Origin of the sequence: Lysinibacillus sp. G01H (genome assembly GCF_028872195.1) — a bacterium.
In the GTDB taxonomy this organism is placed as follows: domain Bacteria; phylum Bacillota; class Bacilli; order Bacillales_A; family Planococcaceae; genus Lysinibacillus; species Lysinibacillus capsici.
Map to the genome: position 1 here is coordinate 2,619,517 of NZ_CP118397.1, position 15,861 is coordinate 2,635,377.

Here is a 15,861-nt window from a genome sequence, read left to right on the forward strand (position 1 = left end):
ATTGCGTTCAGTTTTTTTCGAGCTGGCTCGACAAGTATTGAGAAACCCATTGAATAAAAAACTACAATTTGTATATTCATCTCATCACTGATAAAGAAGGGCGTTTTCTGTTGAAAGATAAAAAGACAATCCTCTTGCAAAATAGAAGATTGTCGCGTGAGTGTCTATTTTACTATTTAAACGTCAGGTAGTGCATCTATACATTAACCATATAGCATAGCTGGTTCACGAACCGTTTGTAAATAATCTGACAGTTTCCCTGCAAATACTTTCTCTAAATATGGTAATTGCGCCAGACAATGAGGCGTCATTAATGCTGGGTTTTGAACTATTTTTAGCCCTCCCACCTTTAGTAGCGTCGCTACAAACTGGGAACAAAAATAAGCACGCTCACGTCTCACTTCCTTTTGCATCACCACACCAAAAAGTCCGATAAAATTATATTTATAGCGATCTCGATTCCAATACATATAACGGACAATTTTCATCATATCTAAATATTGATAATGGGATATACGACAGCGATAAATAACACAATCCGCACACTCAAATAGCCCTCTTTCTGCATCCTCTCGTAAAAAGCCACCACTTAACGGATTGTTCAATTGCCTTCGACCAAAGCTATACATCTCAAAAAGCCCCTCATCAAAGGCTATGGATGCATGATTCATCTCCTTGCCCGTATACATGCCGATCGCTTTTGATAATAACGTCCCTGTTTTGGTTAATACTATGTAAATCGTATGTGCCATATCTTCACCTACTTAATATTCTCTCTCCTACTACCAATACGTTTTAAATCTTCAAATGGTTTCGTTAATTTCCTTTTTTTATAATTATACACAGCGAATCTTAAATATTTCCTAGTAGAACCTGAAGATTTTCTTAAGATTTAATAGGCTGAAAGTATTTTTAGAATTGGTTATGACGATGAAAGGATGTTGATTTTTTTACTACCTTTATTTATATGAGCTTAATTGTAGTGTTATGTGTGAAGGGATCGTAAAAATTTTTTCTAAGGCACGGAATCTATTTGTCCTTTTTATTAAAAGACGCTACTCAATTTTGAGTAGCGTTCACTGAGTAATCATGCATTTAAATCCGTTATGGCTGGGACATTAATTTCTTTTACACAGGAGACTGCTGATAGATTAATTACACATTGCACAAGAGATACAATATCTTGTACGGGGATTCGTGTACCTTCATATAAATGAATGGCTTTCTCTGCCCCTTCTTCATAGGGTACTTCTGCTGCCAGTTCACCAGGATTAATGCATGTGACAGCAATTTTATCTTTCCTTAAATGTTCTCGTAGTGCATTTGTAATACCCCTTACGCCGAATTTAGATGTGACAAATGAAACTTGTGTATTGTTTGTGTGGTCTAAGCCTGCTGTAGAGCCAATTAAAATAATCTTTCCATGCTCTGCTTGTCTTAAGTTGGGTATAAGTGCCTGTATATATGTAATAGTAGAGGTTAGATTGATATTGATTAAGTTCGAAATATCCTCTACTTCATCCTTATCAAATGTATAATTATCTTCAAAACCATGCTTTTCCCATACACCCACATTATAAATTAATACATCGAGAGGAATGCCTTGTAACACTTCTTTTAAAGTGGAAATTTGTTGTTGGCTAGACAGATCAATGGATAGCCAGTGACGATTTACTCCGTCATTTAGTTCTAAACTATTAGGTCTTGTTCGTGCTACCATCCATACTGTATCTCCTTTGACAGGTAAACCCTTAACAAATGCATCTCCTAATCCTTGGCTAGCTCCAAAGATAATAAAATTCCTACTCATATTACCACCCTTTCTCATGACAAAATGTAATGAAAACCTATATCTTTTACCCTAGGCCGATCAATATATCCTTACGTGAAGGAATTCCTGCCTTTCAAAATTATCGCTAATAACTGAAAAGAATGAATAACTTTCAACTTATTTGATCTTAACGTATTTAATGCTATTAATCTCTTTTTATCACTTGAACTTGCCACTGCCTCTTTTATGATTGTCATATGATAATTATTGTGAAGAGAACCTAAAGTAGTTGCAGTAGCATCTATAAATCTAGTTAGCTCTAGGTCACTTTATATTTGTTATTCATTACCAATAGAATTTATCTGTTTAAACATGCTATCATTTTGTGGATATTGGTTAAAGCAGGTGAAAGATGAAAAGAAAGCTTATTTATACAATAATGTTCGTTTTATTCTGTTTCGTTTTTTTAATGAATCACATTTCTGTCTCTGCAAGTGGCTTTGATGATATAAAAAAACTGCCGAATCAAATGCAACAAGAAGTACAGGATTTAACAAAAAGAAATATTATTAAGGGGACAACACCGACAACTTTTTCCCCAAACTCTACAATTACTCGTGGTCAAGTTGTCATCATGATGGGACGCTATATCGAACAGACTGGCATAGCGAAGGTTGATAAAAATTGGGAGGAAATGGATCGTTTTATGGATATGCCCCTTCGTGTGAAGGATCGTGAATTGCTAAAGTATTCAACTTTACTTTACGATAATGGCATCTTTAAGGGAGAAAATGGACGTCTAAATCCATATCATCACATGACACGAGAACAAATGGCACTAACTTTAAACCGACTTATGGTATTAGCCCGTAAATATTCATTGATTGACTACGCCTATGATTTGCAAAGTCATGTAGTGGATATACAGAAAGCAAATAAAGAAGCTAGACCCTATATAGAGGCACTTAATGCTTTAGGCATTTCCAATGTAGATACTTTCAATCCCAAAAACAGTGTGACACGTGTGCAGTTTGCTTCTTTTTTATCAAGAACAATCAAATTAATTGAGCGCAATCACCATGTTATTCATTTTGAAAAAACAGCTGAAGAGCTAGGATTTCAAAAAATTTCAAATGTAACAACGGTCAATAAATCCCATTTACAAGTATCCTTTTCTAATTCTCTTCTTCATATTTATGCACGCTATGATGGTAACTTTGCCATCGACGAAGAAGTGCTAATTGAAGGGACTAGCCTTTTTGGTCGCCCTCACGAATCACGATTACAGCTAAGAAATCAATTTATGCAATCAAATGCTTTCTCCATTGTAAATAAATACATTCCAGGTCAACATGGATATATTAATATGAATCTTTTCTTAATGCATAGTTTTACAGATGCGCATTACAAATTATTAGATACAGGAAGAGAATATGGATCAGAAGCAGGATATATCGATCAACAAGGTGTATCTATGTATTTCATAAACAGTGATTCTGGCATAATAGAGCATACAATTAATGGAAATGTATTATCTATTGATAATGAAGAAATTATAAGAACACCAAGGACGGTGCATTACCGATATTATTTCGACTATCAAGGTGTCATGGTATTTGATACAGATGCCATGAATCATATCGGTGATAAGCGTTACACAGTAACAAATGATGGAGACGTTTTATTTGAAGGAAAAGTATTAAAAGATCGTACATTCTATTATTTACCTATCATTCGACCTGTACCTTTTCATACCTATAATGATGATTTCAGTGGATTTACGTATACCGATGATGTGACATTGCAACAAATTTTAGCATTCCATAAAACGGACGGACAAAAATCAAGTATTCCAAGACAATACATGCATCCAAAGGTGCTAGTGATTGATGGGAAGAAAAATATATATGGTACAATTAATCTACGGGATGCAACGTTCGGGACTTTCGAAGAGATTAAAAATTATTAATATTCTTATAAATAAAGAAGCCATCTGGTGTTGTTATTTTTTCAACACCAGATGGCTTCTTCGATTACAGTTTATTCATTGTCCCAAATCGGATAATATGACTCGTAGATTGGGTAGCTATAATAAGGTGGTCTTACGCCAACAATTTACATAATATGGTTTAATTGAAAGACTTAAATTATGTGCCAAAAATTTTCTATTAGAATGAAAACATAAATTCAACCATAGCACACAAGGAAAAACCACCTGTTATTTATCCATGATGCCTTAGATGATACCTATAATAAAAGCTTTACACCCTTATTTCAATTACTTTTCAATTTACTTACAGTGGTAATGTTCTTAAGTTCTTTCACATACATTAATGTCGGGATAGCACCTTTAACATCGCCCCCAAGATGTTTTTGTACAATGCTATCCCTTTTTACATACTCTGTTTAGTTGGAAATTTCCCCAAGATTTAATTCATTAATAAGCCGTTGCATTATTCTTGGGAAGGTTCTCCTCATTACATAAGCCACTGCGATTTAAAACCGTCGTGACTTATTGTTTGTCGTTTTTCGATTGAGAAAGTCCTATCATTATTACGTTGATGTTTTACGAGTTCATATTGTAATCAGTAAAAGTGCTCTGTCTTTAATTTTGAACCCTCACAAATAAGTGTCTTCAAAATAGTTATTGATAGTGTTCCAAGTATTTTCCTTGTTCGAAAATTTCTTGTGCACTTAAGGCTGTCCAATCCTCTGGTGTTTGATCAGGATGCAAGTCAAGATAGGATTTAACCATCTTATAGCCTTCACTGTAACCATAATTTTTCGGTAACCCTTTTCCCCCATATAAGATGTCTGAGGTACGATTACTGTCGTACTTATGTAAATCAGGTTCTACTTTAGACCATAATTCCTTGTTGTAAATTACATTCTTTGCTGTATAGCCGTAGTCAGGATAAACATTTTTTTCAAACATGACCGCTTTTCCTTCAAAGACGATACTATCCAATACCGAAGCTCCGACATCTTTATTAAAATATTTTTCCGCCCAAACGCTGTGATGGTATTCGTGGGCAACAGTTGACTTTATACCATCATCCAAAACATTTAGATAAAGCGGGAGGATTATTTTGCCCGTTCCAACTGCGAAGGGTATTCTATTATTGGTTGCGGAAGGGAATACACAAACGGCTACATCGCTTTGAGAGGGTAACAGGTCTGCGGATTTCAATAGCGATTCTTGAATAAGTTGATTGATTTCTGCTTTATGCGTCTCCATTTTTTCACTCACCATTTGTATTTCTGTTAGCCTGCTAGGAACCGTATTAAGCAGGTTTTCTGCCATATGATAATATTCCCCATTTTCAAAACAATCCTTGTAGATCGGTTGAATAACCTCCTTATTATACAGTTCCAGAGTTTCCGAGCTTGAAAGATTCGGATTCTCTTTGACCTTTTCCATATATGGATAAAACAGTTGATTGGCATGAATGATTTTGTAGTTTTGTTTGGTTTGAGGGTGCTCAAATGAGAACACCATCTCTTCATCATCTGTTATTTGCTTTTTCTCATGAAGTTGGCTCTCACTTTTTTCTGTTGGTGTACAGGCAGTAAGCATGAGTAGTAAGAAGCCTAGAATAAAGGTGATTCCCTTTTTAAATTTCATCCATTCTCCTCCCGATCGTTAATAACTAGCAATTCTTTATAACCCCATTTATAGATTATATTACCATATAAATAGTAATGAAAGAATGATCGATTTGTCAGTATTTAGTTAGCATCTCCACAAACAGAGTGTACGATTTTGTGAAGGTAAGAACCTCTAGCCACTCTTTTCATATATTATAGTGAAAGGAGTGGCTATTGTGCCTTGGCAACATAAAATTCCGTATTTAATCGGTCAGCCTGTTGGTGTTTCTTTTACAAATGGTCAAGGAACTTCTGGTGTCCTCTGTGGCGTATCGGGAGGAAAACTGCTTGTTCTTGAATATTTGTATCAAAGTCAATTTGCCTTAAAGCAATACGACCTTCATATGATTCATGATGTGAACGGCTTCCCCCCTTGTCATACGCAGCAGCCGTTATACTAAAAAAACATCCTAGAACGGATGTTTTTTTACATCGTGTTGAATACCAAAACAATTAGTAAAATTTGTTTCATTATTCTTGATGCTATACAGGCTAACAACTAACTCAAGCTACTATTCCATCATAATAATAAAGTAAAGCTTTCACCGCTTTATTCCCGAATGAAGGGACAACTCATTTTTTCTCTACTCGCTAACCCCCCCTTTTGTCCAATACATACTTTAAAAGAAAGAAAGGAGGTGTGTTTCATGAGTTACTGTAATTTCAATAGTTACTGTGGCGGGGACAATGGAAGCGGCAATAGCTCTACATTCGTGCTTATTGTTGTACTATTCATCCTTCTTATTATCGTTGGTGCTAGCTTCATGTGTTAATTGATCGTCTCAGGCTTTAGCCTCTGTTCCATTACAGAAGCTAAAGCCTTTTTACAATGAATCGCTACCACAGCTATTCTGTCTAATCTCCTTCCTTTTCGTTTTTTTCTAGCTCATTTATTTTTACTCACAATTAAAAGCTAGTAATTTAGATAGATAACTATCTTAAACCGCTAGCTTCACATAATAATAGTAGTGTAAGGTTCTTTCAACTTTACTTTACACTCCTTTTGATACTTGGGGTCACTTTCGTCCGAGTGACCCTGTTGTAGCAACTACACATTTAGTTTCTCCTTTTCCCTATCAAGCGGAATCATCGGAACATTCCTACAACAAATTCGTTTTTATAGGAAGGAGGAAAACAATGGGAATTAATTTAAATCTCTGGTCATTTATCTTATCTTTGGGCTGTATTCTATTATTTTTTCTATCAGGTTCAATGAAAGACTTCTTTGACACATATCTTCATTTCCATCCACTACTGTTGACACTACTCTTGTCTATTGTCTGTTTCTACCTAAGCCTGGTCGGTATGAAAAATGTTAAAAATTTAACGACCTTGCTTCGAGGAATTTTAACAATGGTCATTACACTTATTGTGATGATTAGTATTTCTTTTATTTTACTTTTTGGTACCCTTTTAAGTTAAAATGACCTACCCCCACATTATTTTAATACAAGCCTCCTTGACGAACGTTTGTTCTATGGTTAAACTATTAGAAAAGGAGGCTTTTTTATGCAAGAAACAACGAATATTGAGTTAGTACATTTCTCTGAAAGCTATGTAGAGCAGTTAAATCGTTTTGAATTACCTGAAGAACAACACCAATTTACAGCACTTCCTCAAGAGATTTCAATCGAGAAGGTCGGACAGTATCCAATTGTGATTTTAAGTGGTGGCGTACCTGTCGGCTTTTTTGTTCTTCATGCAACGGACAGAGTCCAACAATATTCTAGTAATCCTCAGGCAATGTTACTAACTGCCCTGTCCATTGACCATCTGCAGCAAGGTAGGGGCTATGCTAAAAAGGCTATGTTTGCACTTGCGGATTTTGTGAAGCAGGAATTTAAAGAATGTAATGAAGTAGTGTTAGTCGTCAATCATAAAAATATAGCTGCACAGAATTTATATATCAAAGTAGGCTTTGTGGATCATGGAGAAAGAAGATTGGGACCTATTGGTGAGCAGATCGTTATGAATTTGCCGCTGTAAAGAAATTGTCACTCATTTGCTTTTCAAAATGAGAGACGCCTTACAAACAACGGAATTCTATTTTCCCCTACCATCTCTAAGAATTTCATTGTTACACCTCCACTCCCTGGCATATAAGCTTTTCCTTCACGAATTCAACTGCTATGGGTCATTTTTGTACAGTATAATAAAGTCAATAAGCTATAGAAAAGGTGGCTCTAGACATTGAAAAAAGAGATGTGGCTATGGTTATTAGGAATTTCTCTACTAGCTGGATGTAGTGTTACTGCTCCAAACGAGACAGTAATCCCCCCTGCTGAACAGGTCTCATCACAGCTGGATATACAGGCTCCATTGATTGCCGTTTCCGATGATGAGAAGGTGAAATTATTTGCACAGAATGAAGCACAAAATGAAATTACAGAGGTAACTTTAGATATTGATGGTAAGCGAAAAAATTTTGACTGGACAATTCCTGAGACAGGAACTAAACCTCAGTTATTCTATACAGATCTGACGAATGATCATAAGGAAGAGGCTGTTATGATTATCCAAACTGGACGAGGGACAGGCCTCAATCACTATGAGATCCATGTTGTAAATGGAAAGGATTTATCGGAGATGAATGTCCAACATTATGAAGACATCGTTGCACATACTATTGAATCAACGATTACTAAAAAAGATGATGGCACATTAGCGATTACTATGAAAGCACAGGGAAAAGAATCTACATTTGATTATGACTTTGATCCAGCACCAGATATCAATCAAGCGCAACTTGCTTTCGGTGGTGTGGTCATTTATACAGTAGAAAATCAAAAAATAATGTTAAACATCCCTGGATCGATTGGCATCTCACCTATTTATGTAGCCGATGTTCGTATTACCTATCAATTTAATCGTACTAACAATGAATTTCTTGTTGAGCAAATTGATGTGAAACCTATCGAGAAATAAAGCCGCCAAAAGCTGACCACTCCTGTCATCAGCTTTTGGCTTTTTCGTCGTAGACGTAAGCCTAGGCATTGTGTAAATGTTTATTCATTAGCTCTTCGACTTGGGTTTTTAACGCTTGATTGGCATAGCGTAGTACCTCATCATTGCCTGCGGTAGCCACCTGCACATCACTAAAGTAATCATCAATTCGATGCCAGCCAACTAATCGTATTTTTTGTTGAGCGAGCTGACGTTTTAATTGAAAATAATCATTGTGTAGCTGCTTTAATAAAGCATCCATAGCAGGTAAAAATACACGCTTCATCTTAAAATGCTCCGCCACTGTTAGATCGTGCTGCAAGGATTTCACAGCTAAATCAAGCAGCAAAAATTGATGTAATAATCGTCGTTGCTCTCCATTAATCACATCCATCATCTTCTATACGAGCAGCATAAATGTATCTTAATGGGATGTGCTTCGTTGTGGTAATGGTTTCTAGTAGCAGCTGGTCCTCGTTCATCGCTTGAATGGTACCTCCCCATTGCACATAGTTACCATGTTCCCATATAGTCAACATAATATAGTTATGCTGTGTGAATGCTTGTGTGATTATTTGCTGTAATTCTTCAAGCTCCCATTCAGCATGTTCCCGAGGCAACTCTGTCAACACCTCTTGTTTCCATGCCTTCAAAAGCATTAAATGCTCTGGTAGCATCATCGCTGTCCATTTCATATTTTTATCAAGACATATTTTTGTATTTCCCACTATTTATTACACCTCATTCTTTGTTTATATATAGTTAAGGATAATGTAATGTTTACCAAATACATTTTATCGATAGTAAAGTTAACCCTTTTCGATTATAATAACACAGAACAAACGTTCGTTCCATTACAATTACTGGAGGGAAATCCAATGTTAAAAGATCGTGGAATTAAAAAATGGAATATGTCTCTAATGTTATCTGAGCATGTAAGCCTGTTAAAAAAAGATTTGGAAGAACAAAACGATATTAAAAAACCTCAAGTTGATGAACACCAACTTGAGGAAATGAATTTGACCTTCCAATCAGCGCTGGAAAATAATTCCAAAATAAAAATTAAATACTTTTCTAATAACAGGATTCATGTAATTAAAGGGATCCTAAAGGAAATTGACTATCTTTACAGAAAAACTTGTATTGTTTACGAGGACAACAGTACTTTAAAAATAAATTTATTAGATATTGTTGATGTTGAAATTATACACTAGTTTGTGTAATTCTATGGTTGGTGGTAAAGAAGGTTTGAATATCAAAATGCTACTCCTATATAAAAAATGCCTTAGTTTTTCTTTGGGATAAATATACAACAATTATTCAATTATTTTATTACTTTTTCAATCTTAACCTTGATTCCTAAATGCTTCGTTTTTGCAATAACATTGTGAATATACCTATTATATCTATCCATAAATTCATTTTGAGCAATAATTAATAACCTATCTTCTGCTCTAGAGATTGCTACGAAATATAAAATTATTATACCCTCTCTAGTCAATTCATAATCTTATGCGTTTATTATTACTTGCTCAAATTCAAGGTCTTTAGAGGAATGAATTATTGAGAATTGTACTGTTGATTAATAAATTATATGAAAATCCTCCTGTTTTATGTTATATAATGTTAATTAAAAAGGAGTGATTTCATGGTTAGTACTTTTTTAAATACAAAAGGTTCTCTATGGAGAAAATGGGACTTACATATACATACCCCTGAAACAAGACTTAATGATGGTTTTAAAGGGGGATGGGAACCTTATTTACAAGCAGTTGAACAAAGCGACGTCTCAGTAATAGGGATAACAGATTATTTAAGTGTTGAAAATTATTTCAAAGTTAAAAATTATAAACAAAATCAGAATAGATTAGGAAATATTCAACTTATCCTTCCAAATATTGAATTACGTCTTCAAGATTCTACGGAAAGAGAGCGTGGCATTAACTATCATGTCATTTTTTCTCCAGAAATAGATAGTTATATTGAGTCGCACTTTTTATCTAAGTTAACTTTCGAGTATGGAAATAGAACTTATAGCGCTACTGAAGGAGATTTAATTGACCTTGGCAAGAGTTTTGGAAGTACTAGTAGTGACAAGGCAGCATTATTAGAAGGGATTAAACAATTTAAAGCAAATGTAAATCAAATTAATAAAATATTAGAAGTAGATCAACAACAAATATTCAAGGGAAAGTATGTTACAGCAGTTGCTAATAAGGAAACTGATGGAGCATCTGGGATTAGAGATAATCAATTTAGGGGAGTTAAGCAGAATATTTATCAGAAATCACAAATTATATTTAGTAGTAGACCCAAGGATAGAGAGTTTTTTTTAGAAGAGAATACAGATTTAAGATGTCCTAAGCCATGTATACATGGAAGTGATGCTCATAATCTGGATTCACTTTTTAAACCAGATGGAGAAAGATATACATGGATTAAGGCGGATCCAACTTTCGACGGACTATTACAAATTCTTACAGAGCCTGAAAGAAGGGTTAGAATTCAAAAAGATTATCCAGAGCTAAAGATGACATATAATGTGATTGATAAAGTACTTTTTAAAGATACAAAAGGCGATTTCCAAACTTATGATATACATTTCAACTCAGGTCTAAATACTATTATTGGGGGGAAATCTTCAGGTAAATCTTTATTACTTTACAAAATAGCAGCTACGGTATCTCCAGAAGAAGTAGATTTAAGAACTAAAGATGAAATATGGACTAATAACTATAAGGGTAGTTATATTGATCAAATTGAATTTGAAGTGCATTGGAAAAACGGTAATATTGCTAATTCAAAAACTAGTACTCATAATGGTAATATTACTTACATTCCACAGCTATATATAAATTCATTATCTGAAGATACTAAAAATGAAGTTTTACAAGAAAAAATTTGGGACATTTTGAAAAGCGATTCGGTTATCAATGATAAAATGAAAAAGTCTTCAGAGCTTGAAGCGAGTTTTAAGGAGTTTATAAATAATACTAGCTATAAACTTGCGGTAGAGTTAAAGCTATATAATGACTTGATTTTAAAAATAAGAAAATATCAAAATTTAGAGACTTATCTTGAAGAGAAAGATATGTTATCAATAGAACTTCAAAAAGAGCTTGAAGATTCTAAAATGACTCCTGAAGATGAATCATCACATCATCAACTTAATACTCAAGCCGCTTTACTTCAAGGTCAAAATGAAGAAGTAGGAAACTCATTAACAGACTTTAAAAATATTTATTCTATGATTTATTCAATTGAAAGTATAATCAAGGATAATTTTGATACACTAACTCTAAATAATGAAGAGTCGAGATTATTATTATCAAACTATAAGTTAAAAATTAATGAGTTAATCCAAGCAATGGTGACTGAATTAAAAGATAAAATAGAAATAATTGCTACCGATGACTTAAAAAATAAATCCACTTTAACAGAAATTACTCAACAAATTAAAGTAATCGAAAGTAAATATTCAAAGGAAATTAAAATTAGCGAACTTAGAGCAAAAATTGAACTAAATGAAAAGAATATTTTAGAGTTAAATGAGTTAAAAGCCGAAGAAATACAACTCCAAACAAATATAACTAATCTTAAAAAGAGTTTGCTAGATAAGTTACAGGAAGTTTTTGAAAATCAAAAAGAATTTATAGGAATATTATCTAATAAAGAGGTAGGATCTTTAAAGGTAAGAGCTAATCTATCATTTAATCAAAAAGATTTCCAAGATATTTTTATTGGGAATTTTAATTTAAGAAAATCACTTAGTTTATCTATTCCAGCAGGAATTATAGATGGAGAAAGAAATTTCATATTTGATGAAGAAAATTATACTTCTAAAATTGAAGAAATTTTAAACACTATACTACAGTTGCCTGCTGATAGATTCAAGCAGAACTTTGACTTATCTAGAGTTATTGAAGATGCATTTAGAATTTATACAAAAGTGATTTTAGATATAGAAAAAGATCATGACACAATTAGTGTAATGTCACCAGGTAAGAGAGGTTTAGTATTGTTAGAGTTATTCCTGAGTATAAGTGATGAGAAGCATCCGATTCTTATAGATCAGCCTGAGGATAACCTTGACAATAGAACCATTTCTACTGACCTTGTAAATTTTGTTAGAGAAAAGAGTAAGGAAAGGCAAATTATCATTGTTACACATAATGCAAATCTGGTAGTTCTAACTGATTCTGAAAATGTAGTCGTAGCTAGTCAAGATCCAGCGATACTAGAAAACGAAGCATATAGATTTGAATATTTAACTGGTTCATTAGAATGTAGTTTTACAATCGAAGGTAATGACAAGTTATATGCTCGAGGAATAAGAAATCATGCATGTGACATACTAGAGGGTGGACCAGAAGCATTTGCCTTACGAGAATTGAAATACGGATTTAGATACATAATGATGAAATAATTTTTAGTTGAACGAGTCAAATTATCAATCGTTAAGACGGGAAATCCAGCAATAACCGGGCGTGGCTTAGTGTAACCCGCCAAGGACTTGGTGTTGCTTTGAAATAAAGTTTGATAAAATCAACTTATAATATTGATAAACGGACAAAAAGAAAAAGCATGTTTTGAAAAAAAGATTAATCAAAATATGCTTTTTCTAAATTCAATTGAATTATCCTTTTATAAAAAAGTTTGATAATTTTTGTGATCCTCGCTCCATTAAAGCGCCTGATTGTTGAAGAATGAATAACTTACTATAACATCAGAAGCTAGCTCCTTGACTTAAAAAATTTCTGATGTTCAATACAGCTTAAAGTATGATATGGCTATTTTTGCACACTTGCTCAATTATTCAAATGTAATTAATCGTTCGAGGATTAACCACCGTTTGTTTTTGTGCTATAAGCTAAGCTCATTATAAATTTCCAATCTAAAATACCAGCAGGTCCGATATGTAAAATAAATATATTATGGAGTTTTAAATGAAACTACAAGTTTTGCACCCATTCCTTTTACTTCATTAATCCTATACCCTTTAGCATTATCGTTGAGTACTTTTATAAATTTATTTCTTAAATCTCTCTTTGCATTATTTTCTGGGGTCCTTTTAGTGTTTTTAGATTCATGGAATTCTACTATTAATTTATTTTTATTAACCTTCATTAGTACAGAATCAATATCAGTCACTATTCTCTCATTGGGCGATTTAGTGATATCATAAATTGTAATTCTTGCCATGCTTGCAAGAATAAAACCTTCAAAAGAACGAGTTGCTGATTTTTTCAGCTGCAATATTTCGAAAGCTCGATCACTGTCTGGTTCATTTTCTATTGCAAAATCAAAAATACGTTTTAATCCATTACTTTTTCCGTTTACATTGAAAATAAACTGTGGATATTTCCTTGTTTGTATATTAACATCCCAACTATATTGATCTTTAATAAAGTGTCTTAAAATACTCCATAGTAATTCTTTATATAATGGAATAATATCAGCCATAAACCTACGATTTAATTCTGGAAAAGTTAATCTTCTTGATTTGATAAGTATTTCAATTAATTTTTCTTTATCAAACTCGTTCTCTTCCCCAAGTAACACAACATTATCTAATACTCTATCAACATCTAAATTAGCATTTTTCTCTAGAATACGAGTTAGCCCATCGATATAATTACACATATTAAAAATGAATGGGGTCAATTGTTCGTGTGAAAACTTATCCATACATAAAAAGAAGTCAATAAATCTTAGGCCACTTACAGGATTATAATCAATACTAAATTCAGTATCCCTACATCCTGTCCTTACCTTGGCTAATTCATTTAAATCCGATTTGAAATCAATTTCATTTTGAACAGTATCTTTTAGCTTTAATCTAGCGAAATGTTTTAAATGGTTTTTGAGATTGCTATGCAAACCTTTAGTAAGTGCCAACTCAATAAGTGTATCAACACCTTCCTTTTTATAAGCACTAAGCAAATTTTGAGATTCAATTTCATAATTTCTTTGTAGTTCTAAAACCCTTTTATTCAAGTAAATTTCATCATGGAGCAGTGAAATTATCGGCTGTAACTGTTCAATTAAACTTTTATTATTATATGTATTTTCTATTGATCCCAATGATATAATAGATGCTATTAAATCTATGGTAACAGGAATATGAGAATAATGACCATCAATAGAAATAATAGATAATTTTCTTATTACATTAAAAAGTCTTTTCAACTGTTCAAGTTTTTCTTCATTCACTCTAAAATCGAGTTGGCCTTTATCTAACAATAATAATTTTATTAATTTAATCAATTTTTCCCTTGTTTTTATATTCCGTGCTGTCTCTTTATATATCCTTCTTATTGCTAAAACATAGTGCATTTTAGAGTAATTATAGTCCATAATTACTTTGTCACACCAAGATTTTAGTTCACTGTCTTGAATTGGTCTAAGTAACTGGGATTTAAAACCTTTTGTTTTTATAGCATATAGTATTATTGCTTTTTCATCACCAAAGGTGAATTTTGTATGCCCAAAGTTTGAAAGGAGAAACCAAGATTTCATTATTGAGTTGCCTGGTATACCTTCACCATCTACTTTAAGATTGCCTAGACTTAAATTAGGAGAACCCTTATGTAGATTATCAACTAAATCCACAAGTGCGCATTGTAGCATCACATAATCATACCTAGAGTGAGATGATCCTTCAAATACTTTAGCAATTAAGCCTAGATGTTTAATTTCTTTTTGACGTTCAAACTCGTTTGTTTTTTCAAATAAATTTATTACTTCTAATGAAATTCCATAAAAGTTGATAGTTACTATTCCAAGAGTTGGAATAGTAACTATAAATGATTTATTCTCCATAGCTGACTCCCATTAGGTTTTATTTCTTATAACTATATCTTTAACAAAAACCTCACTTTATTAGCAACAAATCCTTGTTTGCTCAATGTTAATCGAGCCTATAAGATTGCGATGATGGTCATTTTCACAATCCAAAGATATTAGGTTCTTCAACAATCTGGCTCAATTAATCTGCCCATTATACATTCGAAACGTATAGAAGCTTCAATTATAAGTTAATTTTCCATTTGTATCGGTTATCTGCTTATTGAACTATACCGCCGATAGTTTAAGTGCATTTCTTTACACTCTATATAGCAATATTAACATAAATATCTAAATAATCTCATTAAGTATAAAAATGAGCCTATTTTTACAGTTGCAAATCCATATTTTTCCGAACTCCGTCTCTATTAATGCTTTATTAGATGAATTGAGTATTTAGATTTCTTTCTAATTCTGATGACGTAATCAACTCATTTTTTTCTATAACAATCGAAATATATTTTTAAAATTACGAAACCATATATATGAAATTTCCAATTAAGTGCTCTCCTTTAAAATCATACTCATGACTTTCAAGTCATGTTTATTCGACAAAACTTTACAATGCACAATCTCACCTAAAATTTAACATTTTTTTAAAGGTGTTGTTCCATTAAATCGCCCGTTTGTCGAACAAGAAAAAATCCTGCATA

The 15,861-nt window shown here is 33.0% G+C and carries 14 protein-coding genes; 8 read left to right on the forward strand and 6 right to left on the reverse strand.

Annotation, left to right across the window (positions count from 1 at the left end):
* Positions 1-203 precede the first annotated feature (203 nt).
* Both PSR12_RS13450 and PSR12_RS13455 read right to left on the reverse strand, forming a co-directional pair.
* Complete coding sequence (locus tag PSR12_RS13450) at positions 204-752, reverse strand: hypothetical protein (protein WP_221680359.1); 549 nt, start codon at positions 750-752, stop codon at positions 204-206.
* Between the two features lie 335 nt (positions 753-1,087).
* On the reverse strand, positions 1,088-1,810 hold the full coding sequence (locus PSR12_RS13455; protein ID WP_257522391.1) for an SDR family NAD(P)-dependent oxidoreductase: 723 nt from the start codon (positions 1,808-1,810) through the stop codon (positions 1,088-1,090).
* A 373-nt stretch (positions 1,811-2,183) separates the two neighbouring features.
* On the opposite strand from PSR12_RS13455, the gene PSR12_RS13460 reads away from it, so the two are divergent.
* Positions 2,184-3,740 carry an S-layer homology domain-containing protein gene (locus PSR12_RS13460; RefSeq protein ID WP_221680357.1) on the forward strand — a complete coding sequence of 519 codons (1,557 nt, stop codon included), beginning with the start codon at positions 2,184-2,186 and terminating at the stop codon, positions 3,738-3,740.
* A 675-nt stretch (positions 3,741-4,415) separates the two neighbouring features.
* On the opposite strand, the gene PSR12_RS13465 is transcribed toward PSR12_RS13460, so the two are convergent.
* Positions 4,416-5,396: a DUF2268 domain-containing putative Zn-dependent protease gene (locus PSR12_RS13465; protein ID WP_274769325.1), complete on the reverse strand. Its 981-nt coding sequence runs from the start codon at positions 5,394-5,396 to the stop codon at positions 4,416-4,418.
* A gap of 199 nt (positions 5,397-5,595) precedes the next feature.
* Between PSR12_RS13465 and PSR12_RS13470 the strand changes: the two genes are divergently transcribed.
* The 5 genes from PSR12_RS13470 (at position 5,596) to PSR12_RS13490 (ending at position 8,344) form a co-directional block, all read left to right on the forward strand.
* Positions 5,596-5,820 carry a hypothetical protein gene (locus PSR12_RS13470; RefSeq protein ID WP_004224247.1) on the forward strand — a complete coding sequence of 75 codons (225 nt, stop codon included), beginning with the start codon at positions 5,596-5,598 and terminating at the stop codon, positions 5,818-5,820.
* Between the two features lie 246 nt (positions 5,821-6,066).
* Positions 6,067-6,192, forward strand: a complete 126-nt coding sequence (locus PSR12_RS13475) for a YjcZ family sporulation protein (protein WP_081011033.1) — start codon at positions 6,067-6,069, stop codon at positions 6,190-6,192.
* Between the two features lie 364 nt (positions 6,193-6,556).
* On the forward strand, positions 6,557-6,841 hold the full coding sequence (locus PSR12_RS13480) for a hypothetical protein (protein ID WP_221680354.1): 285 nt from the start codon (positions 6,557-6,559) through the stop codon (positions 6,839-6,841).
* 87 nt (positions 6,842-6,928) lie between these two features.
* On the forward strand, positions 6,929-7,405 hold the full coding sequence (locus tag PSR12_RS13485; RefSeq protein WP_274769327.1) for a GNAT family N-acetyltransferase: 477 nt from the start codon (positions 6,929-6,931) through the stop codon (positions 7,403-7,405).
* A 204-nt stretch (positions 7,406-7,609) separates the two neighbouring features.
* Complete coding sequence (locus tag PSR12_RS13490; RefSeq protein ID WP_221680352.1) at positions 7,610-8,344, forward strand: hypothetical protein; 735 nt, start codon at positions 7,610-7,612, stop codon at positions 8,342-8,344.
* Positions 8,345-8,405: 61 nt separating this feature from the next.
* Here PSR12_RS13490 and PSR12_RS13495 read toward each other — a convergent pair whose 3' ends face one another.
* Both PSR12_RS13495 and PSR12_RS13500 read right to left on the reverse strand, forming a co-directional pair.
* Positions 8,406-8,759, reverse strand: coding sequence for a YhjD family protein (locus PSR12_RS13495; RefSeq protein WP_221680351.1), 354 nt, complete (start codon positions 8,757-8,759; stop codon positions 8,406-8,408).
* A complete protein-coding gene (locus PSR12_RS13500) occupies positions 8,743-9,090 on the reverse strand; it encodes a YolD-like family protein (protein WP_274769330.1) in 348 nt (115 codons plus the stop codon). Before PSR12_RS13500 ends, PSR12_RS13495 begins: the two co-directional genes overlap by 17 nt.
* Positions 9,091-9,240: 150 nt before the next feature.
* On the opposite strand from PSR12_RS13500, the gene PSR12_RS13505 reads away from it, so the two are divergent.
* On the forward strand, positions 9,241-9,576 hold the full coding sequence (locus PSR12_RS13505; protein WP_274769332.1) for a YolD-like family protein: 336 nt from the start codon (positions 9,241-9,243) through the stop codon (positions 9,574-9,576).
* Positions 9,577-10,010: 434 nt separating this feature from the next.
* Positions 10,011-12,788, forward strand: a complete 2,778-nt coding sequence (locus PSR12_RS13510) for a TrlF family AAA-like ATPase (protein ID WP_274769333.1) — start codon at positions 10,011-10,013, stop codon at positions 12,786-12,788.
* A gap of 506 nt (positions 12,789-13,294) precedes the next feature.
* On the opposite strand, the gene PSR12_RS13515 is transcribed toward PSR12_RS13510, so the two are convergent.
* On the reverse strand, positions 13,295-15,184 hold the full coding sequence (locus PSR12_RS13515; RefSeq protein WP_274769335.1) for a hypothetical protein: 1,890 nt from the start codon (positions 15,182-15,184) through the stop codon (positions 13,295-13,297).
* Positions 15,185-15,861: the final 677 nt, after the last annotated feature.